Genomic DNA, 22,888 nt, shown 5'->3' on the forward strand with positions numbered 1-22,888 from the left:
CCCCTCGGGCGCATTGACAAAAGGGTTACTTACTTGGGAGGCAGCTGGGTGGGGTCGTTCGGGGCGACCACGCCCATGGAAACAATGTACTTGAGCGCGGAATCCACGCTCATGTCCAGCTCGACGCAGTCGCTCTTGCGCAGCATCACGAAATAGCCGCCCGTGGGGTTGGGGGTGGTGGGCACGTACACGCTCACGAACTCATCGCGCAGGTAGGCCGCCACTTCGCCATTGGGCGCACCGGTGACGAAGGCCACTGTCCAGACGCCTTCGCGCGGCCACTGCACCAGCACGGCCTTGCGAAACGCATTGCCGTTCTCGGAAAACAGGGTGTCGGAGACCTGCTTGACGCTGGAGTAGATCGAGCGCACCACCGGGATGCGGTGCACCAGGGCATCGCCCCATTGCACCAGCTTGCGGCCGGCGAAATTGCTGGCAATGGCGCCCACCACGAGCAGGATCGCCAGCGTGAGCACCACGCCGAAGCCGGGCACGTGCACGCCCAGCACCCGGTCGGGCTGCCAGGCTTCCGGCAGGATCTGCAGGGTCTGGTCCAGCGTGCTGACGATCCAGTGCAGCACCCAGGCGGTGATGACACCGGGCACGATGACCAGCAGACCGGTAAACAACCATTTGCGCAAGGAAGGCATCCGCAGATACTCAGGTTTTGGGAGTGGAGCCCGTGCCGACGCTCGGGGCGCTGGCGGCAGGGGCTGGGGATTCTTTCTTGGCGCCGCCGTCCGTGCTGGGCGCCGGGGCTGCCGCAGGGGCATCTGCGCCCTTGGCATCGGCGGCGGGCGCAGACGTGCCGCCCGCACCGCTGTTGCCGCCCCGGAAATCCGTCACGTACCAGCCCGAACCCTTGAGCTGGAAGCCCGCGGCCGTGACCTGCTTGGAGAACGCCTCGGCGCCGCACGCCGGGCACACTGTGAGCGGTGCGTCGGAGATTTTTTGCAGCACGTCCTTGGCATGGCCGCAGGAACTGCATTTGTAGGCGTAGATAGGCATGTCGGGCGCGTCGTTGAAGGCAAAGTGCAAAACCTTCAATTATAGGCGCGCAGGCCGGCAAACCCCACGGTACCCCTGGTACAGGGGCCCCGCGGCCTACTCCACGCCCACCACGCGGTGGTGACCGGCGTGGCGGTTGGCCAGCAGTTGCGGCAGCAGCGAGCCCAGCAGCATGCCCACCACGGCGGCCAGCAGGCCTGCCAGCTGGGCCGGGAACACGGCCCCCCAGGAGGATATGTTGAGCAGCAGCAGCCAGGTGCCCAGGCCAAGCACGATGGCCAGGATGGCGCCCTGCGTGGTGGCGCGCTTCCAGTACAGGCCCGCCACCAGCGGCACGAAGGCCCCCACCAGCGGCACCTGGTAGGCGCCCGAGACCAGTTCGTAGATGGACGTGCCCTGCATGCGGATCGCATAGGCCAGCACGCAGCCACTGAACACCAGGGTGGTGATGCGCATGGTGCGCAGGTGCTCCTTGTCGGTCATGGTGGGCCGGAACTGGCGCCAGATGTTCTCGGTGAAGGTGACGCTGGGCGCCAGCAGGGTCGCCGAGGCCGTGGATTTCAGGGCCGAGAGCAGCGCGCCGAAGAACAGCACCTGCATGATGAAGGGCATCTTGGCCATCACCAGCGTGGGCAGCACCTTCTGCGGATCTTCCTTGAGCAGTGCCGCGGTCTCGCCGGGCATGATGATCAGCGCACTGGCCACGAGGAACATGGGCACGAAGGCGAACAGGATGTAGCAGATGCCGCCGATGATCGGGCCGCGCGTGGCGGCCTTGATGTTGTTGGCCGACATCACGCGCTGGAACACGTCCTGCTGCGGGATGGAGCCGAACATCATGGTGATGCCCGCGGCGATGAAGAACACCACGTCGTGGAACTTGGGCTCGGGCAGGAAGCGGAACAGCTCGCGGTTGGACGCGAACTCGATCACCTTGTCGGCCCCGCCGGCCATGTTGCCCGCAAACACCGCGATGATGGCCAGGCCCACCACCAGGATGATCATCTGGATGAAGTCGGTGACGGCCACGGACCACATGCCGCCGAACAGCGTGTAGGCCAGGATGGACACCACGCCGATGGCCATGCCCATGGGGATGCTGATGGCATCGCCCGACAGCAGGTTGAACACCAGCCCCAGCGCCGTGACCTGCGCCGAGACCCAGCCCAGGTAGCTGAGCATGATGATCAGCGAGCAGACGACTTCGACCGTGCGGCCATAGCGCTCACGGTAGTAGTCGCTGATGGTCAGCAGTGTCATGCGGTAGAGCTTGCCCGCGAAGAACAGGCCCACCAGGATCAGGCAGAAACCCGCGCCGAACGGGTCTTCGACCACGTTGCCGAGCCCCCCCTCGATGAACTTGGCCGGGATGCCCAGCACCGTCTCCGAGCCGAACCACGTGGCGAAGGTGGTGGTGATGATCATGTACAGCGGCAGGTGCCGCCCGGCGATGGCGAAGTCGGCCGCGTTCTTCACGCGCCGGGCCGCCAGGAGGCCGATGGCAATGGTGATCAACAGATAGACAATGACCAGGGTCAACAGCACGGCATGCTCCTCGATGTCGCGAAGGGGTGGAAAAGGGAACGGCTAGAAAATCCGGAAACGGTGCAGCACTTGCAACTGCTGTACCAGCATGAAGAACAGCCAACCCAGGAAGAAGCCGATCCCGGAATAGATGATGCCGTTCAACAGGCGGTTGGTGCGCTTTTGCTCGGCCAGCAGCTCCAGCAGCTCGCGCCGGTGGTCCTGGGGCCGGTTGCGCAGGTAGTCGTGCAGCAGGCGCGGCAGCTCGGGCAGCATCTTGGCGAAGTGCGGGCCCTCGGCCTGGATTTCGCGCCACAGGCGCTGCGGCCCCATCTGCTCGAGCATCCATTTTTCGAGAAAGGGCTTGGCAGTGCTCCACAGGTCCAGTTCGGGGTCGAGCTGGCGGCCCAGGCCCTCGATGTTGAGCAGCGTCTTTTGCAGCAGCACCAGTTGCGGCTGGATCTCCACGTGGAAGCGGCGCGAGGTCTGGAACAGGCGCATCAGCACCATGCCCAGCGAGATCTCCTTGAGCGGCCGGTCGAAGTACGGCTCGCAGACGGTGCGGATCGCCGATTCGAGGTCGTTCACCCGCGTGTCCGGCGGCACCCAGCCGCTTTCGATGTGCAGTTCGGCCACGCGCTTGTAGTCGCGCCGGAAGAAGGCCGTGAAGTTCTGCGCCAGGTACTCCTTGTCGAACTCGGTGAGCGTGCCGACGATGCCGAAGTCCAGCGAGATGTAGCGCCCGAAGGTCGCCGCGTCCAGGCTCACCTGGATATTGCCGGGGTGCATGTCGGCATGGAAGAAGCCGTCGCGGAACACCTGGGTGAAGAAGATGGTGACACCGTCGCGCGCCAGCTTGGGGATGTCCACCCCCGCGTCGCGCAGCCGCTCGATCTGGTTGATGGGCACACCGTTCATGCGCTGCATCACCATCACCTCGGCATGGCAGAAGTCCCAGAAGATCTCGGGGATCAGCACCAGGTCCAGGCCCGACATGTTGCGGCGCAACTGCGCGGCATTGGCGGCCTCGCGCACCAGGTCCAGCTCGTCGTGCAGGTAGTTGTCGAACTCGGCGACCACCTCGCGGGGCTTGAGGCGCTTGCCGTCGGCCGACAGGCTTTCCACCCAGCCGGCCATCATGCGCATCAGCGCCAGGTCTTTCTCGATCACCGGCAGCATGCCCGGGCGCAGCACCTTCACGGCCACTTCGCGCGCGATGCCGTGGCGGTCACGCAGGGTGGCGAAGTGCACCTGGGCAATCGAGGCACTGGCCACCGGCACGCGGTCGAAATGCGTGAACACCTCGTCCACCGGGCGGCGGAAGGCACGCTCGATGGTGGCGATGGCGATGTCGTGGTGGAACGGCGGCACCCGGTCCTGCAGCAGGGCCAGCTCGTCGGCGATGTCCGCCGGCAGCAGGTCGCGCCGGGTGGAGAGCACTTGGCCGAACTTGACGAAGATGGGCCCCAGGCGCTCCAGCGCCTCGCGCAGGCGCTGGCCGCGCGGGGCGTCCAGGTTGCGCCCGATGGAAACGATGCGCGAGACCAGGCGCAGCCACGGCTTCTGGAAGCTGTCGAGCACCAGCCCGTCCAGCCCATAGCGGAACACCACCCAGAGGATGGCCACACCCCGGAGAAAACGCTTCATGGACCGGTCCGGTCGGCGCCAGGGCTGTTGTTGGTGCTGCTGCCCGCCGGTGGCACGGGGGCCGGTGCAGGCGGGTACGCGGCAGCTGCAGCAGGCGCAGGGCTGCCGCCATCTGCCGGCGGCACGCGCGAGCCGACGAACTGGCGCAGCGCCTGCGCGGCCTTGCGCGCCACTTCGCTGATGGTGTGCGCGGGCGCGTCACCCACCACGCGGGAGAGGTCTTCCTCCAGGTCCCAGCGCACGTTGTCCACCAGCCAGTTGATCTCGGCCGCCAGCTGCACGTCGCCTTCGATGCGGATCGCGGGCTTGTCGCCGCGCAGCGCCACCTGGGCCAGCGCCAGGGGCGAGGTCTCGGTGATTTCGAGCTGCAGGTCGGGCACGGCGCCTTCGGCGGCCAGGTTCAGCAGACCTGCCGGCGTGATCACCAGCGCCATGGAAAACGCACGCCACTGCACGCGCGCCACGCGCCCGCACTGGCGCACCAGGCGGTCCATGGCCTCGCGCTCCTGCATGAGCACATGGTTCAGGAACAGCACCAACCGCTGCTGCACCTCATGCACCAGCCATTGCGGCGGCTGCGGGCCTGCGGCCAGGCGCTCGAAGAGGCCGTCCAGGAACGAAAAAGGGGACTGTGTTGCCATAGTCCCCGATTATTCCCTGAACTCGGCCCAAAACATGGGTTTTGGACCGATCCGAGGTGATTTACAAAGCCGTGCTCACTGCAGGGCCTGCACGCCGGCCACGAGCCAGCCGCTGGCACCGCTCTTGGCCTTGGTCATGTTCCACACTTCGCGGAAGGGGCTCGGGCCTGCCGAGAGCTCTTCGCGGATCATGCCCGAGAACTCCACGCTGGCCATGTAGCCATCGTCCAGCTCCTCGATGCCGAGCAGCTGCGCGTCGATCATCACCACGTCGGTGTGGTTGGGTTCGGCGCCGCGGTGCGTCTCGCGCTCGGCCAGCTGCGAGCGGATCTCTTCGAGCATGCTGTCGGTCATCATGGAGCGCAGGGTGTTGATGTCCGAGCGGTCCCACGCGGCCTGCAGGGTCACGAAGTTGCGCTTGGCAGCGGCCAGGAAACCGGGCGTGTCGAAGCCCTCGGGCACGCCCCAGTTCTGCGACCCGGACAGGGCCGCACCGGCGGCAGCACCGGTCAGGCCGGAGCCGATCACCACGCCCGAGCCGGCAGCGCCAGCCGCAGCGGTTTGCTGTGCGCGCGCCGCATCGAAGGCCATGCTGTTGCGCTCCCAGGGACGGGCCGATGCATCGTTGCCGACGTTGTTCGGGCTGTACTGCGGGGGTACCTGGGCCGCGGCCGGCGTGGCCGCACCTGCGCCCTGGAAGGCGAAGGGCGAGCCACCCGCAGCGCCCTGGTTGTTGCCGCCGCCGCTGCGCATGCGCATGACCATCTTGAATATGGCGAAAGCGGCCACGGCCAGCAGCAGGATCATCAGGATGTTGCCGAAGCCTGCACCCAGGCCCAGCGAGCTGGCCAACCAGGCCAGGCCCAGGCCCGCGGCCAGACCGCCGAGCATGGCGCCCCAGGGCTTCTTGGGGGCTGCAGCGGCAGGGGCCGCAGCCGGCGCGGCCGGCTTGGCCGCGTTGTTGGCATTCTGGGCAGGACCGCCGGGCGCCGCGGACTCGCGCTGCGTCACGTTGCTGGACTGCTTGCCCACGGAGTTGCCGCCACCCAGGCGGCGGGCATCGGCATCCGCATGCGCGAATGCCAGCATTGCCACCAGAACCACAGACCACAGTTTCATCATGTCATCTCCATCTTGTATGGGGCAGAACGGCCCCTGTCAGCACTTGATTCCAACATGCAAGGCCACTATGCCGCCAGTCATGTTGTGATAGTCCACATGCCCAAAGCCACTTTGTTGCATGAGGCTTTTGAGTTCTTCCTGGCCCGGGTGCATGCGGATGGACTCGGCCAGGTAGCGGTAGCTCGCGTCATCGCCGGCCACCAGCTTGCCCAGCTGCGGCAGCACCTTGAAGGAATACCAGTCGTAGACTTTGGTGAGCGGCTTGGCGACCTTGGAGAATTCGAGCACCAGCAGCTTGCCGCCGGGTTTGAGCACGCGGCACATTTCCTTGAGCGCAACATCCTTGTGCGTCATGTTGCGCAAACCAAACGCCACGCTCACCACATCGAAGTGCGCGTCGGGAAAAGGCAGCTTCTCCGCATCGCAGACCAGAGTGGGCAGCACCACGCCGGCGTCGATCAGGCGGTCGCGCCCGGTGCGCAGCATGGCTTCGTTGATGTCGGTGTGCACCACGCGGCCGGTGGTGCCCACCTTCTTGGAGAAGGCCAGCGCCAGGTCGCCCGTGCCGCCCGCGATGTCCAGCACCTGACTGCCCTCGCGCAGGTTGGCCACCATCACGGTGTAGGCCTTCCAGGCGCGGTGCAGGCCGGCCGACATGAGGTCGTTCATGACGTCGTATCTGGACGCCACCGAATCGAACACGCCGCGCACGTGGCGCGCCTTGTCCTGCTCGTCGACCGACTGGAAACCGAAGTGGGTGCTGCTCATGGGATTCATGCTAGGCGCGTGCGCGCCCAAGGTACAGCGACAACCCCGCACTGAAACGGGGCATCTGCCGCAGGGGTTATCAACATCAGGGCATCAAAAGACAGACAACGCCTGTCCATGCATGCCGGGTTCGCTATTGTAAAAAGAGCACCAAAGGCCAGTGCACCGGGCGCCACAGTGGTGCGCGCGGGCCACAGTGGTCGCGTGGGACCGGCTCAATGGCCGCCGCAGGCGCTGCCGCCGTGGTCGTGGCCCTTGGCCTGGGGGGCCATGGGCGCATCGCGGTCCACCCCGGCCTCGGCCAGCCGGCCTTCGTACTGCGCCCACAGCGCGGCCTCCTGCTGGCCCAGTTCGTACAGGTAGGCCCAGGTGAAGATGCCCGTGTCATGCCCGTCCGAGAAGGTGGGCTTGACGGCGTAGTTGCCGATGGGCTCCAGCCCTTCGAGGGTCACGTCGCGCTTGCCGGTCTGCAGCACTTCCTGGCCCGGGCCGTGGCCCTGCACCTCGGCCGAGGGCGAGTACACGCGCATCAGCTCAAACGGGATGCGGAACGCGGCACCGTCCGAGAACACCACTTCGAGCACCCGCGACTTGCCATGCACCGTGAGCGCCTGGGGCGTGGGCGAACCCGCTTTCAAACCTGCCATGGATATCCACCTGTGAAAAGCGCCCTGGCAACGACTGCCAGGCCGGCCCGCATTGTCCCACCCGGGGGGCTTTCAGCCCCCAAGCCCCTGCAACGCGACCACCATGGCCGCCTCGGCCGCAGGCAGGCGCGCGCGCAGCGCATCTTCTTCGCCGGCCGGGCCGGGCCGCTGGGCCGCCGCCCACACGGGCGCAGGGAAATGGCTGTCCCAGGTGAAGCGCGCGATCACGTGCCAGTGCAGGTGCGACACCATGTTGCCCAGCGCCGCCAGGTTGACCTTGGTGGGCGCGAGGTGCTCGCGCAGCGCCCGCTCCACGGCCGTGACGGCCTCCATGCAGTGCACGCGCTCGGCGGCCGACAGATCGGAAAACTCGGCCGCGTGGGCATTCCACACCACGCGGTAGAAGGCCGGAAAGCCGGCTTCATCCGCACGGATCAGGCGCAGACGACCGCCCCGCCAGACCAGCGTGCCACCATCGGCGGCACACAGGGGGCAGGCAATGCGTTCACTCATACGAGCACCCGCTCGATGCCGCCCGCATTGGCACGCTCCACGTACTCGGGCATCCAGTTCTCACCCAGGATCTCGCGCGCCATCTCAACCACGATGTAGTCGGCTTCGAGCAGGCCGTTGTTCAGGTCGTCCTGGTAGCGGTTCAGGCCCTGCAGGCAGCTCGGGCAGCTGGTGAGGATCTTCACGTTGTCCTGCGCACCCACGGCGCCGCTGGCACGCAGGGCGGCTTCGCCCTTCTTGATCTCCTCCTCCTTGCGAAAGCGCACCTGGGTGGAGATGTCGGGGCGCGTCACGCCCAGCGTGCCCGATTCACCGCAGCAGCGCTCGCTCTTGAGCACCTGCTCGCCCACCAGCGCCTTGACGGTCTTCAAGGCGTCCTGCTGCTTCATGGGGTTGTGGCAGGGCTCGTGGTACAGGTAGGCGCCCTTGCCCTGCAGCGCGATGCCCTTTTCCAGCAGGTACTCGTGGATGTCGATGATGCGGCTGCCCGGGAAGATCTTGTCGAACTCGTAGCCCTGCAGCTGGTCGTAGCAGGTGCCGCAGCTGACCACCACGGTCTTGATGTCGAGGTAGTTCAGCGTATTGGCCACGCGGTGGAAGAGCACCCGGTTGTCGGTGATCATCTTCTCGGCCTTGTCGAACTGGCCGCTGCCGCGCTGCGGGTAGCCGCAGCACAGGTAGCCCGGGGGCAGCACGGTCTGCACGCCCGCGTGCCAGAGCATGGCCTGCGTGGCCAGGCCCACCTGGCTGAACAGGCGCTCCGAGCCACAGCCGGGGAAGTAGAACACCGCCTCGGCCTCGGCCGTGGTGGCCTTGGGGTTGCGGATGATGGGGACGTAGTCCTTGTCCTCGATGTCCAAAAGGGCGCGCGCGGTGCGCTTGGGCAGGCCGCCGGGCAGCTTCTTGTTGATGAAGTGGATCACCTGCTCCTTGACCGGGGCGGTGCCCACGGTGGCCGGCGGCTTGGCGGTCTGCTTGCGGCCGACCTTGCGCAGCAGGTCCACGGCCATGCGCTGGGCCTTGAAGCCCACGTCCACCATGGCGCTGCGCATGAACTTGATGGTCTCGGGGTTGGTGGCGTTGAGCATGGTCATCGCCAGCGCATTGCCGGGGCGAAAGGTCTTCTTGCCCATCTTGCGCAGCAGGTTGCGCATGTTCATGGTGACGTCGCCGAAGTCGATCTTCACCGGGCAGGGGCTGGCGCACTTGTGGCACACCGTGCAGTGATCGGCCACGTCCTCGAACTCCTGCCAGTGCTTGATGCTCACGCCGCGGCGGGTCTGCTCCTCGTACAGGAAGGCTTCGACCAGCAGCGAGGTGGCCAGGATCTTGTTGCGCGGGCTGTACAGCAGGTTGGCACGCGGCACGTGCGTGGCACACACCGGCTTGCACTTGCCGCAGCGCAGGCAGTCCTTGACGGAATCGGCGATGGCACCGATGTCGCTCTGCTGCATGATCAGCGACTCGTGCCCCATGAGGCCGAAGCTCGGCGTGTAGGCGTTGGTCAGGTCGGCGTGCAGCAAGGCCGGGTCGCGCGCCTGGCCGCCGGGGGTGGCGTCCATGGCCAGCACCGGCGCGGCATCGCGCAGCAGCTTGCCCTTGTTGAAGCGGCCCTCGGGGTCGACGCGCTGCTTGTACTCGGCGAACGGGCGCAGTTCCTCGTCGGTCAGGAATTCGAGCTTGGTGATGCCGATGCCGTGCTCGCCCGAGATCACGCCATCGAGGCTGCGCGCCAGCACCATGATGCGCTCCACCGCGCCGTGCGCGGTCTGCAGCATCTCGTAGTCGTCGCTGTTGACCGGCAGGTTGGTGTGCACGTTGCCGTCGCCGGCATGCATGTGCAGGGCCACCCAGACGCGGCCCTTGAGCACGCGCTTGTGGATGGCGGTGGCCTCGTCGAGGATGGGCTTGAAGGCCGCGCCCGCGAAGATGCCTTGCAGGGGTGCGCGCAACTGGGTCTTCCAGCTCGCCCGCAGGGTGTGGTCCTGCAACTGGGGAAACAGGCTGTCCACGTTTTGCAGCCAGGTGGCCCACAGCGTGCGCACTTCGGCCACCAGGGCGATGGCCTGGGCCACGCGGTCCTCAAGCAGCTCGGCCGAAGGGATCTCATTGGCGTCGTCGTGCTTTCCGAGGGGCAGGTTGCCGCGCTCGAAGAAGTCGGTGAGCGCATCGCACAGCTTGATCTTGTTGCGCAGCGACAGCTCGATGTTGATGCGCTCGATGCCGTCGGTGTACTCGGCCATGCGCGGCAGCGGGATCACCACGTCTTCGTTGATCTTGAAGGCGTTGGTGTGGCGGCTGATGGCGGCCGTGCGCTTGCGGTCGAGCCAGAATTTCTTGCGCGCCTCGGGGCTGATGGCGATGAAGCCCTCGCCGTTGCGCGAGTTGGCGATGCGCACCACCTCGCTGGTCACGCGCGCCACCTCGTCGGCGTTGTCGCCCGCGATGTCGCCGATGAGCACCATCTTGGGCAGACCGCCGTTGCCTTTCTTGCTCTTGGTGGCGTAGCCCACGGCCTTGAGGTAGCGGTCGTCCAGGTGTTCCAGGCCGGCCAGCAGCACGCCCGAGCGCTTTTGCTCGGCGAACATGTAGTCCTTGATCTCGACGATGCTGGGCACCGCGTCCTTGGCGTTGCCGAAGAACTCCATGCACACGGTGCGCGTGTGCTCGGGCATGCGGTGCACCACCCAGCGCGCGCTGGTGATCAGGCCATCGCAGCCTTCTTTCTGAATGCCGGGCAGGCCCGAGAGGAACTTGTCGGTCACGTCCTTGCCCAGGCCTTCCTTGCGGAAGGTGCGGCCCGGGATGGCCAGGCGCTCGGTGCGCACCGGCGTCTTGCCGTCGGCCTCGAAGTACTGCAGCTCGAAGGTCGCGGTCTCCACGTCATGGATCTTGCCCATGTTGTGGTCCAGGCGCGTGACTTCGAGCCACTGGGCCTCGGGTGTCACCATGCGCCAGCTGGCCAGGTTGTCGAGCGCCGTGCCCCAGAGCACGGCCTTCTTGCCGCCGGCGTTCATGGCGATGTTGCCGCCGATGCACGAGGCCTCGGCACTGGTCGGGTCCACGGCGAAGACGAAGCCCGCGCGCTCGGCGGCATCGGCCACGCGCTGCGTGACCACGCCGGCCTCGGTCCAGACAGTGCCCACCTCGGTGTCCATGCCCGGCAGGCGGCGCATTTCCACCTCGGTCATGGCCTCGAGCTTCTCGGTGTTGATGACCACGCTCTTCCAGGTCAGCGGGATGGCGCCGCCGGTGTAGCCGGTGCCGCCCCCGCGCGGAATGATGGTCAGCCCGAGTTCGATGCAGCCCTTGACCAGCAGGGCCATCTCGGTCTCGGTGTCGGGCACCAGCACCACGAAGGGGTACTCGACGCGCCAGTCGGTGGCGTCGGTCACGTGGCTCACGCGCGACAGGCCGTCGAACTTGATGTTGTCCTTCGCCGTCAGGCGCCCCAGCGTGCGCTGGATGCGCCGGCGCAACTCGGTGGCCTGCACGAACGTGGCGTTGAACGCGGTCACGGCCTTGCCGGCGGCCTCGACCAGCTCGCCCACCAGGCGGTCGCGCCCGGCGTCGTCGCCCGGGGTGCGGCGCTTGTCGATCTCGGCCAGGCGGTGTTGCAGGGCCTCCACCAGCTGCTTGCGCCGGCCGGGGTTGTCCAGCAGGTCGTCCTGCAGATAGGGGTTGCGCTGCACCACCCAGATGTCGCCCAGCACCTCGTAGAGCATGCGGGCGGAGCGCCCGGTGCGCCGTTCCTTGCGCAGCTGATCGAGAACCTCCCAGGCCGGGGACCCCAGCAGGCGGATCACGATCTCCCGGTCGGAGAACGAGGTGTAGTTATAGGGGATCTCGCGCAGACGCACAGGCTCGGCGGCCTGCGTCTGCAAGGCAGCCAACGCTATCGGAACATTCATGGGGGTCTACCTGGGGTGGGCGCTGCGCGCCCATGAGCCTCGGGGGCGTGATTTTACGCCAGAGGCCCGGCCGGCGCAGGGCGGGCCCTCGCCCCACCCCGCGGACCCACTCAGGCGCGGCTCAGAACAGCACCCGGCTGCGCAGCGTGCCGGTGACTCCAGCCAGCTTGTCCAGCGCCAGGTCGGACGAGGCCGCGTCGATGTCGATCACCACGTAGCCGACCTTCTCGTTGGTCTGCAGGTACTGGGCCGAGATGTTGATCTGGTTGTCCGAGAAGATGCGGTTGATCTCGGACAGCACGCCCGGTACGTTGCGGTGGATGTGCAGCAGGCGGTGCTTGCCGGGGTGGGCCGGCAGCGCCACCTCGGGGAAGTTGACCGACGAGGTGCTGGTGCCGTTGTCGCTGTATTTCACGAGCTTTTCGGCCACTTCCAGGCCGATGTTGGCCTGGGCCTCCATGGTGGAGCCCCCCACGTGCGGGGTCAGGATCACGTTGTCCAGCCCGCGCAGGGGGGACAGGAACTCGTCCTTGTTGGTGCGTGGCTCGACGGGGAAGACGTCGATGGCGGCACCCAGCAGCTTGCGCGCCTTGAGCGCTTCGGCCAGGGGCTCGATCTCGACCACCGTGCCGCGCGCGGCGTTGATCAGGATGCCGCCGGGCTTCATGGCGGCGATCTCGGCGGCGCCGATCATCCACTGCGTGGAGGGCAGCTCGGGCACGTGCAGGGTCACGATGTCGCTTTGCGCCAGCAGGTCGTGCAGCTTGTGCACCTGGCGCGCATTGCCCAGGGGCAGCTTGTTGACCACGTCGAAGAACGCCACCTGCATGCCCAGCGCCTCGGCCAGCACCGACAGCTGGGTGCCGATGGAGCCGTAGCCGATGATGCCCAGGGTCTTGCCACGGATCTCGTAGGCATTGTCGGCCGACTTGAGCCAGCCGCCGCGGTGCGCCACGGCATTCTTCTCGGGCACGCCGCGCAAGAGCAGGATGGCCTCGGCCAGCACCAGCTCGGCGACCGAGCGAGTGTTGGAATACGGGGCGTTGAACACGGCGATGCCACGCTCGCGCGCGGCATCGAGGTCCACCTGGTTGGTACCGATGCAAAAGCATCCCACGGCCACGAGCTTGCCGGCCTTGGCGAAGACTTCCTCGGTCAACTGGGTGCGTGAGCGGATGCCCAGGAAGTGCACGTCCGCGATCTTGGCCTTCAACTCCTCGTCGGGCAATGCGCCGGAGACGGTTTCGATCTGGGTGTATCCCGCGGAGCGCAGCACGTCCACCGCAGAGGGGTGGATGCCTTCGAGCAGCAGGAATTTGATCTTGTTCTTGTCCAGAGAGTTGTTGGCCATGGCAGTTGGTGGTTGCGGATGAAAAACGGAACAGGTCATGCGCAGCGCACCGAAGGTGTGCAGCGCAAGCACCACTATGCACCAAGGATGGTGCAACGCACAAAACCTTGCAGCGGTCCGTGAATGGCAAAATGCTGTCACAAAAGAGTCACAATTGGACACATTGCACCTGGTGCAAGGGGATTTCCCCAGTTGTGACCACTACAGTGCTGTGCGACAACGACACATCACTGTCACAAGGGCTGCCTAGCATCCGCCCTTTGTGCATTTCGCCATCTCCGGAAGGAACCATCCATGCAACTCAAGCACCTGGCACTGTCTGCTGCCGTCGCCCTGTCCGTCTGCGCGCCCGCGCAGGCCCAACAAGTAGAAATCCAATGGTGGCACTCCATGAGCGCCGCCCTGGGTGACTGGGTGAACGATCTGGCCAAGCAGTACAACGCCAGCCAGACCAAGTACAAGGTCGTGCCAACCTACAAGGGGACCTACGACGAGTCGATGACCGGTGCGGTCGCGGCTTTCCGTGCGGGCAATGCCCCCCACATCATCCAGGTGTTCGAAGTGGGCACTGCCACCATGATGGCCAGCAAGGGCGCCATCGTGCCCGCCGCCAAGGTGCTGAACGACGGCGGCTTCAAGTTCGACCCCACCCAGTACGTATCGGCCGTGGCCGGCTACTACACGGCGCCCAACGGCCAGATGCTGAGCTACCCGCTCAACAGCTCCACCACCATCTTCTACTACAACAAGGACGCCTTCAAGAAGGCCGGCCTGGACGCCGACAAGCCGCCCAAGACCTGGCCCGAAGTGTTCGCAGCCGCTTCCAAGCTCAAGGCCAGCGGCCACAGCTGCCCGTTCACCACCAGCTGGATCAGCTGGACGCAGCTGGAGAGCTTCTCGCTGTGGCACAACACGCTGTTCGCGTCCAAGAACAACGGTTTCGACGGCAACGATGCCCAGCTGCAGATCAACACGCCGCTGCACGTGCGCCACTTCGAGAACCTGGCCAAGGCCTCCAAGGACGGCAGCTTCGTCTACAAGGGCCGCGGCAACGCGCCTGACGCCTCCTTCCCCTCGGGCGAGTGCGCCATGATCACCGGCTCGTCGGGCCTGTACGCCCGCGTGGCCAAGGAAGCCAAGTTTGCCTACGGCATCTCGGCACTGCCCTACTACGACGACGTGAAGGGCGCGCCCCAGAACACCGCCATCGGTGGTGCCAGCCTGTGGGTGATGTCCGGCAAGAAGGCCGAGGAATACAAGGGCGTGGCCGACTTCCTGAACTTCCTGAACGACACCAAGGTGCAGGCCGCAAGCCACCAGCGTACCGGCTACCTGCCGGTGACCACGGCGGCCTACAAGCTGACCGAAGCCTCCGGTTTCTACGAGAAGAACCCCGGCACCGACGTGGCCGTGACGCAGATGATTCGCAAGGCCACCGACAAGTCGCGCGGCATCCGCCTGGGCAACTTCGTGCAGATCCGCACCATCATCGACGAAGAAACCGAACAGATCTGGGCCGGCAAGAAGTCCCCCAAGGAGGCCCTGGACACGGCCGTGACCCGCGGCAACGAGCAACTGGTGCGCTTCGCCCGCGCCAACAAGTAAGCGCTCCCTGAGCGCTCATGGCAGCAGCCCCGGCACACCGGCCAGGGCGCTGCCGAAAGCCCGCCTCCCTCGCAAACCGACCCGGTTTGCTGGGTGGCGGGTTGTCTTTTTGAGAGTCTGGACATGGAAAAACGCGTTCTCTTCCGCTCAGCATGGCTGCCGTGGGTGCTTCTGGCACCCCAATTGGTCATCATCAGCGTCTTCTTCTTCTGGCCGGCCGGCCAGGCCCTGGTGCAGTCGTTCCAGGTGCAGGACACCTTCGGCTTCTCCAACGAGTGGGTGGGCTTCGACAATTTCAAGGCCCTGTTCCAGGACGCCGGCTACCTGGCCTCGTTCAAGACCACGGCGTTTTTCTCCATCCTGGTGGCGGTCAGCGGCATCAGCCTGTCCCTGATCCTGGCCATCTTTGCGGACCGCATCGTCAAGGGCGCCCTGGCGTACAAGACCGCGTTGCTGCTGCCCTATGCCGTGGCCCCGGCAGTGGCCGGCGTGCTGTGGATGTTCATGTTCTCGCCCTCGCTCGGCGTGGTGACGTACATGCTGCGCCAGTCGGGCTTCAACTGGAACCACATGCTCAACTCCGACCACGCCATGGCGCTGATCGTGGTGGCGGCGGTGTGGAAGCAGATTTCCTACAACTTCCTGTTCTTCCTGGCGGGCCTGCAGTCCATCCCCAAGTCGCTGATCGAAGCCGCCGCCATCGACGGCGCCGGCCCCTGGCGCCGGTTCTGGAGCATCCAGTTCCCGCTGCTCTCGCCCACCACGTTCTTCCTCCTGGTGATCAACGTGGTGTATGCGTTCTTCGACACCTTCGCCATCGTGGACTCGACCACGCAGGGCGGCCCGGGACGCGACACCTCGATCCTGGTCTACAAGGTCTACTACGACGGCTTCAAGGCCATGGACATGGGTGGCTCGGCCGCGCAGTCGGTGGTGCTGATGTTCATCGTGGTGACCCTGACGGTGATCCAGTTCCGCTACGTGGAAAAGAAAGTGCAGTATTGAAATGACTCCCCCCCGAAGCGCCTGCGGCGCCTCCCCCTCGAGGGGGCGCCTCCAGCGGACCGGCAAAGCCGGTTCCGCGGTGGCACGCGCATGTGCGCTCCCTTCAGCTTTCCTTTCTTCGTCATCGCCCCTCTCTCCTGGAGCCCTCGCATGGTAGAGCGCAGTCCTTATCTCAAACTCTTCTCGCACCTGATCATGGTGCTGGGGGTGATCATCGTCGGCTTCCCGCTGTACCTGGCATTCGTGGCCTCCACGCACACCGCCCAGGACATCGTGCAGGCGCCCATGCCCCTGCTGCCCGGCAGCAACTTCTGGCAGACCTACCACGACACCCTGTTCGGCGGCGGCTCGGGCGCGGGCTCCACCGCGCCCGTGGCGCGCATGATGTGGGTGAGCTTCGTCACCGCCATCGTGATCACCGTGGGCAAGATCGCGATCTCGCTGCTCTCGGCCTTCGCCATCGTGTACTTCCGCTTCCCCTTCAAGGGCATCTGCTTCTGGCTGATCTTCATCACGCTGATGCTGCCGGTGGAAGTGCGCATTGGGCCCACCTACCAGGTGGTCTCCAACCTGGGCATGCTCAACAGCTATGCGGGCCTGACGGTGCCGCTGATCGCCTCGGCTACCGCGACCTTCCTGTTCCGCCAGTTCTTCCTCACGGTGCCCGACGAGCTGGTGGAGGCCGCCCGTGTGGACGGCGCCGGCCCCATGCGCTTCTTCAAGGACATCCTGGTGCCGCTGTCGCGCACCTCGATCGCCGCGCTGTTCGTGATCCAGTTCATCTACGGCTGGAACCAGTACCTGTGGCCGCTGCTGGTGACCACCTCGGAAGACATGTACCCCGTGGTGATCGGCATCAAGCGCATGATCGCCGGCGGCGACACCGGCAACGAATGGAACATCGTGATGGCCACGGCCCTGCTGGCCATGCTGCCGCCCGCGCTGGTGGTGGTGTTCATGCAGCGCTGGTTCGTCAAGGGCCTGGTCGATACCGAAAAGTAAGGCGACCACCCGCAACCCAATGACCGTGGCGGCCCCCCCGTGCCGCCCAGACACAACCCAGATCCCAAAGTTGTTATGGCATCCATCTCCCTTCGCAATATCGTCAAGCGCTACGGCACCGGTCCCAAGGCCAACCAGGTCATCCATGGCGTAAACGCCGAGGTCAAGGACGGCGAGTTCGTCGTCATCGTCGGCCCCTCGGGCTGCGGCAAATCCACCCTGCTGCGCATGGTGGCGGGCCTCGAAGAAATCTCCGGCGGCGAACTGCGCATCGGCGACCGCGTCGTGAACGACCTGGAACCGGCACAGCGCGACATCGCCATGGTGTTCCAGAACTACGCGCTCTACCCGCACATGACGAACTTCGAGAACATGGCCTATGGCCTGAAGATCGCCAAGGTGCCCAAGGACGAGATCAAGGCGCGCGTGGACAAGGCCGCCAAGATCCTGGAGCTCGGCCACCTGCTCGAGCGCAAGCCGCGCGAGCTCTCGGGCGGCCAGCGCCAGCGCGTGGCCATGGGCCGTGCCATCGTGCGCCAGCCGCAGGTGTTCCTGTTCGACGAGCCGCTGTCCAACCTGGACGCCAAGCTGCGCGCCCAGACCCGCCTGGAGATCCAGAAGCTGCACCGCGAGCTGGGCATCACCAGCCTGTTCGTGACCCACGACCAGGTCGAGGCCATGACCCTGGCCGAGCGCATGATCGTGATGAACGCCGGCAACATGGAGCAGTTCGGCACGCCCGAGGAGGTCTACCACACGCCTGCCTCGACCTTCGTGGCCAGCTTCATCGGCTCGCCGCCCATGAACCTGCTCAAGAACGCGCCGAGCGGCAAGCCCGGCACCATCCTGGGCATCCGCCCCGAGCACCTGGACGTGCGCAGCGAGGGTTGGGAAGTCAAGGTGGAAACCGTGGAGCTGCTGGGCGCCGAGCGCCTGATCTACGGCCGCGTGCATGGCGAGCAGCTCATCGTGCGCGTGGAAGAAGGCACGCACTCGCCGGCGCCCGATTCGATCATCCACGTGGTGCCGCGGGCAGACCGCCTGCACGCCTTCGACGCCACCACGGGCAAGCGCATTCCCGGTTGAACCGCATGAGCGACGAGCACACCCAGGCCGACCCGGCCGCGGTCTGGCCCTACCCGCGCTGGATCGCGCACCGCGGCTCAGGCAAGCTGGCACCCGAGAACACGCTGGCGGCGTTTCGCCTCGGGGCCCAGCACGGCTACCGCATGTTCGAATGCGATGCCAAGCTCAGCCGCGACGGCGTGCCCTTCCTGATGCACGACGCCACGCTGCAGCGCACCACCAATGGCCGGGGCACCGGCGGCGACCTGGACTGGAGCGCCCTGTCGCAGCTCGACGCGGGCGGCTGGCATTCGCGCGCGCATGCCGGCGAACCCCTGCCCACACTGGAGGCCCTGGCGCGCTACTGCATCGCCAACGCCTACTTCCTGAACATCGAGATCAAACCCACGCCCGGGCAGGATGACGCCACCGGCCGCGTGGTGGCCGAGACCGCCGCTCGCCTGTGGCAGGGCCAGGCCGTGCCACCACTGCTGTCGTCCTTCCAGCCCGTTGCGCTGGCGGGCGCGCGCGCTACTGCGCCACAACTGCCGCGTGCGCTGCTGGTCGACGTGCACCGCCAGGGTTTCGTCGACGAAGCCCATGGCCTGGGCTGCGTGGCCATCGTCTGCAACCATGCGCTGTGGGATGCCGCGCTGGTGGCCACCGTGCATGGCCAGGGCATGCGGGCGCTGAGCTACACCGTGAACGATCCGTGGGCCGTGCAGCGCCTGATCGCGCTGGGCACGGACGGCATCATCACCGACCGGGTCGACCTGTTCAGCCCGGCAAGCTGACCCGCCGGCCAGGCAGCCCGCTGCAGCAGGCTGGAACACTCTCTCACAGGGGCTGCGGTGGGCGCAGCACAATGCGGGCATGACATTGCATCGCATCCGTGCCCGCCTGGCCGCCGGCACAGCCTTTCTGGCCTTCGTGGTGGCGCTGGCCGGGCTGCAGACGGCCCCTGCACACGCCCAGGGTCGCACTCCGGCCCCTCCTGCGGCTGCCGCCAGCAGCAGTTCCTCCAGTGAAAAGCCAGAGCTGCCCAGCGTGGACACGCTGCGCGAACGCTTCGAGGCCATCCCCGCCAAGATCGGCGAAGACGACGACTACCGCCAATGGCTCAGCGACATCTCGGCCATCGGCACGGCGGCCACGCAGGTGGCAGCACGCCGCGCCGAAGCGCTGGCCGACGTCGATACCCGGCTTTCCGGCCTGGGCCCGGCACCGGACAAGGGGGCAGCGGCAGAGGCACCCGATGTCGCACAGCAGCGCAGCGCGCTGGCCAAGGAGCGCAGCAGCATCGACGCCGAGCTCAAGCTCGCGCGCCTGATCGCGGTGGACGCCGAGCAGCGCAGCGCCGACATCATCCGCCAGCGCCGCGAGCAGTTCCAGACCGCGCTCACGACGCGCATCGACTCGCCCCTGACCGGCACCTTCTGGCGCAATGTGCGCAGCGCCTTCCCCGGCGACCTGGCGCGCCTGCAGTCACTGGCCGCCGAGCTGCAGCAGTCGGTAGCCAGGGCCTGGGAGCCCGCACACCGCACGGGCTTCGTGGTCAGCCTGACCATGGCCTTGTTCGTGGCCATCGCCGGCCCCTGGCTGGCAGAGCGACTGCTGCTGCGCCTGGCGCCGGCGCGGCTGCCGCCTGGGCGGCTGCGCCGCTCGCTGCTGGCGTTCGCATCGGTGCTGGTGCACACCATGCTGCTGGCCCTGGCCGTCCAGCTGGCCTGGGGCGGGCTCACGGTGGAAGCGGTGCCGAGCCCGCGGCTGCAGGCCTTCGAGCGCGCCACCCTGCAGCTGGTGGTGTTCGCCGCGTTCATGATCGCGCTCGGCCACGCCCTCATCTCCCGCAAGCGCAGCTCCTGGCGCCTCACCGCCCTCTCGGATGAGCTGGCCACGCGCCTCGCCCCCTACCCCTGGTGGCTGGCGCTGGCGACCGTGCTCGGAGGGCTGGTCATCGAGGTCAACCGCGTGGTGGGCGCCAGCCTCTCGGCCGAGGTGTCGGCGCACGCCGTATCGGCCCTGCTGATGGCGCTGGTCATCCTGTGCGCGCTGCGCCACCTGCGCGCGCCCGCACCCGCCGCCGCGCAGCCCGCCAATGTGGGCCAGGATGCGCAGCAAGGCAGCGCCAGCGAACCGGCACCGGAGGCACCGGCCCCGCGCCCCATCTGGATGGGCTTGCTGGTGGCGGGCGCAGCGGCCACGGCCTTCGCCATCCTGGTGCTGCTGGTGCTGGGCTTCGTGGCCCTGGCGCACATGCTGGCGGGCCAGATGGTCTGGACCGGCGTGGTCTTTGCCACCACCTACCTGTTGTTCGAGCTGGTGGAGGACGTGGCGCAGGCCGTGCTGTCCTCGCGCGGCGGCTTCGGTCAGCGCCTGCACAAGGGCCTGGGCGTGGATGGCAAGCTCCTGGACCAAAGCGCCGTGGTGGCCTCGGGAGCCCTGCGCGTGGTGCTGCTGTTCTACATGGCGATCGCCCTGCTGGCGCCGCTGGGCACGGCGCCCGACGAAGTGTTCCGCCGCGGCGGCAGCGTGAACCAGACCCTGCAGGTGGGCAGTGTGACGCTGGCACCGCAGGCGCTGCTGACGGCGCTGGCGATCGCCTGCGCCGGCTTCGTGATGATCCGCATCTTGAAGCGCTGGCTCAGCGACCAGTTCTTTCCGAACACCTCGCTGGAACCGGGCATGCGCAGCTCCATCGTCACCCTGCTGGGCTATGTGGGCGGCGTGGCGGTGATCGCCATCGCGCTGGCGGGCCTGGGCATCAGCGTGGAGCGCATCGCCTGGGTGGCCAGCGCACTGTCGGTGGGCATCGGCTTCGGGCTGCAGGCCATCGTGCAGAACTTCATCTCGGGCCTGATCCTGCTGGCCGAGCGGCCGGTGCGCGTGGGCGACTGGGTGGTGCTGGGCGAGACCGAGGGCGATGTGCGCCGGGTGAACGTGCGCGCCACCGAGATCCAGCTCGGGGACCGCTCCACCGTGATCGTGCCCAACTCCGAGTTCATCACCAAGACCGTGCGCAACATGACGCTGACCGGTGCCCCCGGCCGCGTGCTGCTGCGCCTGCCGGCGCCGCTCGATACCGACGCCCAGCGCATGCGCGAGGTGATCCTGGCGGCCTTCGCGGCCCACGAGGGCATCATGGCCGACCCCGAGCCCGTCGTGCAACTCGAAGGCATCCTGAACGGTACGCTGACTTTCCTGGCCATCGGCTACGTGAGCAACCCGCGCAATGCGGGCGGGGTGCGCAGCGACCTGCTGTTCTCCATCCTGGACAGCCTGCGCGACGCAGGCCTGGCACTGTCACCGCCGGCCACGACGGCCGTCACGCACGGCACGCGGGCCCAGGGTGGGGATACGCCGCTGGCACCGGTCACGCCAGCAGCGCCGGCCTGACCGGTCTGCGCGAAGGGGCGTTCAGCCCTTCCAGCTCTTGCCCATGGCCCACTGGCAGGTGGCGCAGGCCAGCACCAGCGCGGCATAGGTGGCCATCTTGCCGTCGCGGCCCTGCAGCACCAGCCCGCCCAACAGCACCGCGCTGCCCACTGCGAATTGGATAGCGACCTGCGCCCATGTGGCGCGGAATGCGGTGGATTTCCAGCCCAACAGGCGGGCTCCCAGCGCCATCAGCACGGCCATGGCGGCGGCGGGCGCGAGGAAATTCAACAGGTGGTTCAGCGTGTCCAAAGGACCCATGGCAATTGACCCAAATCAAGGCTTTCCCAGGCAGGTGCACCGGGATGTTCCAACAATTTTATAATCGGCGTCTATGGCAGTCTGGGCCCTCGGCATCAACCACACCACCGCGCCGCTCGATCTGCGCGGCCGGTTCGCGTTCGCGCTCGACCAGATTGCCCCCACGCTGCACGGCCTGCGCCAGTCGCTGGGCCAGGTAAGCCGCCACCCCGGGGTGGAAACCGCCATCATTTCCACCTGCAACCGCACCGAGATCTACTGCGCGGGCGAGCAGGCGGCCATCGACCACACCCTGGGCTGGCTGGCGCAAAGCGGCGGCGTGAGCCCGGCGCTGCTGCGCTCGCATTCCTATTCGCTCGAAGACAGCCTGGTGGCGCGCCATGCCTTCCGCGTGGCCAGCGGGCTCGACTCGATGGTGCTGGGCGAAGCCCAGATCCTGGGCCAGATGAAGGACGCCGTGCGCGCCGCCGAAACCGCCGGCGCCCTGGGCACCACCTTGAACCAGCTGTTCCAGCGCAGCTTTGCCGTGGCCAAGGAGGTGCGCACCTCCACCGAGATCGGCGCGCACAGCATCAGCATGGCGGCCGCCGCCGTGCGCCTGGCGGGCCAGCTGTTCGAAGACCTGGGCAAGATCCGCGTGCTCTTCGTGGGCGCGGGCGAGATGATCGAATTGTGCGCCACGCACTTCGCGGCCAGGAACCCCAAGCAGATCGCGATTGCCAACCGCACGCTGGAACGTGGAGAAAAGCTCGCCACGCGTTTTGGAGGCGAGGTCATGCGCCTGGCCGACCTGCCCGAGCGGCTGCACGAGTTCGACGCCGTGATCAGTTGCACCGCCAGCAGCCTGCCCATCATCGGCCTGGGTGCCGTGGAGCGCGCGCTCAAGAAGCGCCGCCACCGCCCCATGTTCATGGTCGACCTGGCCGTGCCGCGCGACATCGAGCCCGAGGTGAAGGCCCTGGGCGACGTCTACCTGTACACCGTGGACGACCTGGCCAGCGTGGTGCAGACCGCCCAGGCCAACCGCCAGGCCGCCGTGGCGCAGGCCGAGGCCATCATCGACGCCGGCGTGCAGAGCTTCATGCACTGGATGGACCAGCGCCACCCCGAAGGTGGCGTGGTGCCCTTGATCCAGCAGCTCAATGCCCAGACCGACAGCTGGCGCACCGCCGAGATCGCGCGCGCCAAGAAGCTGCTGGCCCGTGGCGAAGATGTGGATGCCGTCCTGGAGGCCCTGTCGCGCGGCATCACGCAGAAGATGCTGCACGGCACCATGGCCGAGCTGCATGCGGGCGATGCCGAGATGCGCGCCCAGACGGCCCAGACCGTCTCGCGCCTGTTCCTGCGCTCGCAAAGCAAGAACAGCGGCCTGTAGCGGCGCCC

At 66.9% G+C, this 22,888-nt stretch carries 19 protein-coding genes; 7 read left to right on the top strand and 12 right to left on the bottom strand.

From position 1 onward, the window contains the following. Positions 1-29 precede the first annotated feature (29 nt). The 11 genes from AC07PF_RS00635 to serA all read right to left on the bottom strand — a co-directional run bounded on the left by AC07PF_RS00635 (position 30) and on the right by serA (position 13,132). Entirely contained in the window at positions 30-650 is a 621-nt protein-coding gene (locus AC07PF_RS00635) for a DUF502 domain-containing protein (protein ID WP_007857775.1), read from the bottom strand. A gap of 10 nt (positions 651-660) precedes the next feature. Beyond that, positions 661-1,008: an FmdB family zinc ribbon protein gene (locus AC07PF_RS00640; RefSeq protein ID WP_007857774.1), complete on the bottom strand. Its 348-nt coding sequence runs from the start codon at positions 1,006-1,008 to the stop codon at positions 661-663. Positions 1,009-1,104: 96 nt separating this feature from the next. Beyond that, positions 1,105-2,553, bottom strand: coding sequence for a high affinity choline transporter 1 (locus tag AC07PF_RS00645; protein WP_007857773.1), 1,449 nt, complete (start codon positions 2,551-2,553; stop codon positions 1,105-1,107). A 42-nt stretch (positions 2,554-2,595) separates the two neighbouring features. Then, positions 2,596-4,179, bottom strand: a complete 1,584-nt coding sequence (gene ubiB / locus AC07PF_RS00650) for a ubiquinone biosynthesis regulatory protein kinase UbiB (protein ID WP_145694488.1) — start codon at positions 4,177-4,179, stop codon at positions 2,596-2,598. Continuing rightward, positions 4,176-4,820 (bottom strand): ubiquinone biosynthesis accessory factor UbiJ, encoded by a 645-nt coding sequence (locus AC07PF_RS00655; protein ID WP_494610541.1) that lies wholly within the window; start codon positions 4,818-4,820, stop codon positions 4,176-4,178. Before AC07PF_RS00655 ends, ubiB begins: the two co-directional genes overlap by 4 nt. A 75-nt stretch (positions 4,821-4,895) precedes the next feature. Then, complete coding sequence (locus AC07PF_RS00660) at positions 4,896-5,942, bottom strand: Tim44 domain-containing protein (protein WP_145694490.1); 1,047 nt, start codon at positions 5,940-5,942, stop codon at positions 4,896-4,898. 36 nt (positions 5,943-5,978) lie between these two features. After that, positions 5,979-6,710, bottom strand: a complete 732-nt coding sequence (gene ubiE / locus AC07PF_RS00665; protein WP_007854601.1) for a bifunctional demethylmenaquinone methyltransferase/2-methoxy-6-polyprenyl-1,4-benzoquinol methylase UbiE — start codon at positions 6,708-6,710, stop codon at positions 5,979-5,981. 215 nt (positions 6,711-6,925) lie between these two features. Beyond that, positions 6,926-7,357: a gamma-butyrobetaine hydroxylase family protein gene (locus AC07PF_RS00670; RefSeq protein WP_494610542.1), complete on the bottom strand. Its 432-nt coding sequence runs from the start codon at positions 7,355-7,357 to the stop codon at positions 6,926-6,928. A gap of 72 nt (positions 7,358-7,429) precedes the next feature. After that, positions 7,430-7,870 (bottom strand): HIT family protein, encoded by a 441-nt coding sequence (locus AC07PF_RS00675; protein WP_494610543.1) that lies wholly within the window; start codon positions 7,868-7,870, stop codon positions 7,430-7,432. Next, a complete protein-coding gene (locus AC07PF_RS00680; protein ID WP_007854598.1) occupies positions 7,867-11,781 on the bottom strand; it encodes a DUF3683 domain-containing protein in 3,915 nt (1,304 codons plus the stop codon). The genes AC07PF_RS00675 and AC07PF_RS00680 overlap by 4 nt, the downstream gene beginning before the upstream one ends. Positions 11,782-11,902: 121 nt before the next feature. Next, on the bottom strand, positions 11,903-13,132 hold the full coding sequence (serA, locus tag AC07PF_RS00685; RefSeq protein ID WP_007854597.1) for a phosphoglycerate dehydrogenase: 1,230 nt from the start codon (positions 13,130-13,132) through the stop codon (positions 11,903-11,905). 294 nt (positions 13,133-13,426) lie between these two features. On the opposite strand from serA, the gene ugpB reads away from it, so the two are divergent. From ugpB to AC07PF_RS00715, 6 genes are all read left to right on the top strand, one after another. Continuing rightward, entirely contained in the window at positions 13,427-14,737 is a 1,311-nt protein-coding gene (gene ugpB, locus AC07PF_RS00690) for a sn-glycerol-3-phosphate ABC transporter substrate-binding protein UgpB (RefSeq protein ID WP_007854596.1), read from the top strand. Positions 14,738-14,860: 123 nt separating this feature from the next. Further along, entirely contained in the window at positions 14,861-15,742 is an 882-nt protein-coding gene (gene ugpA, locus AC07PF_RS00695) for a sn-glycerol-3-phosphate ABC transporter permease UgpA (RefSeq protein WP_007854594.1), read from the top strand. A gap of 150 nt (positions 15,743-15,892) precedes the next feature. Further along, the gene (ugpE, locus tag AC07PF_RS00700; RefSeq protein WP_057204931.1) at positions 15,893-16,744 is read left to right on the top strand and encodes a sn-glycerol-3-phosphate ABC transporter permease UgpE; all 852 of its coding nucleotides are present in this window, start codon (positions 15,893-15,895) and stop codon (positions 16,742-16,744) included. A 75-nt stretch (positions 16,745-16,819) separates the two neighbouring features. Beyond that, positions 16,820-17,830 carry a sn-glycerol-3-phosphate ABC transporter ATP-binding protein UgpC gene (gene ugpC / locus AC07PF_RS00705; protein WP_007854588.1) on the top strand — a complete coding sequence of 337 codons (1,011 nt, stop codon included), beginning with the start codon at positions 16,820-16,822 and terminating at the stop codon, positions 17,828-17,830. A 5-nt stretch (positions 17,831-17,835) separates the two neighbouring features. Further along, on the top strand, positions 17,836-18,603 hold the full coding sequence (ugpQ, locus tag AC07PF_RS00710; protein ID WP_494610544.1) for a glycerophosphodiester phosphodiesterase: 768 nt from the start codon (positions 17,836-17,838) through the stop codon (positions 18,601-18,603). A 79-nt stretch (positions 18,604-18,682) separates the two neighbouring features. After that, entirely contained in the window at positions 18,683-21,205 is a 2,523-nt protein-coding gene (locus AC07PF_RS00715; RefSeq protein WP_494610545.1) for a DUF3772 domain-containing protein, read from the top strand. Between the two features lie 21 nt (positions 21,206-21,226). Here the strand turns inward: AC07PF_RS00715 and AC07PF_RS00720 are convergent, their stop codons facing one another. Beyond that, positions 21,227-21,505 (bottom strand): hypothetical protein, encoded by a 279-nt coding sequence (locus AC07PF_RS00720; protein WP_007854580.1) that lies wholly within the window; start codon positions 21,503-21,505, stop codon positions 21,227-21,229. A 73-nt stretch (positions 21,506-21,578) separates the two neighbouring features. Between AC07PF_RS00720 and hemA the strand changes: the two genes are divergently transcribed. Continuing rightward, on the top strand, positions 21,579-22,880 hold the full coding sequence (hemA, locus tag AC07PF_RS00725; RefSeq protein ID WP_007854579.1) for a glutamyl-tRNA reductase: 1,302 nt from the start codon (positions 21,579-21,581) through the stop codon (positions 22,878-22,880). Positions 22,881-22,888: the final 8 nt, after the last annotated feature.

It is taken from the genome of Acidovorax sp. GW821-FHT10A04 (assembly GCF_059415825.1).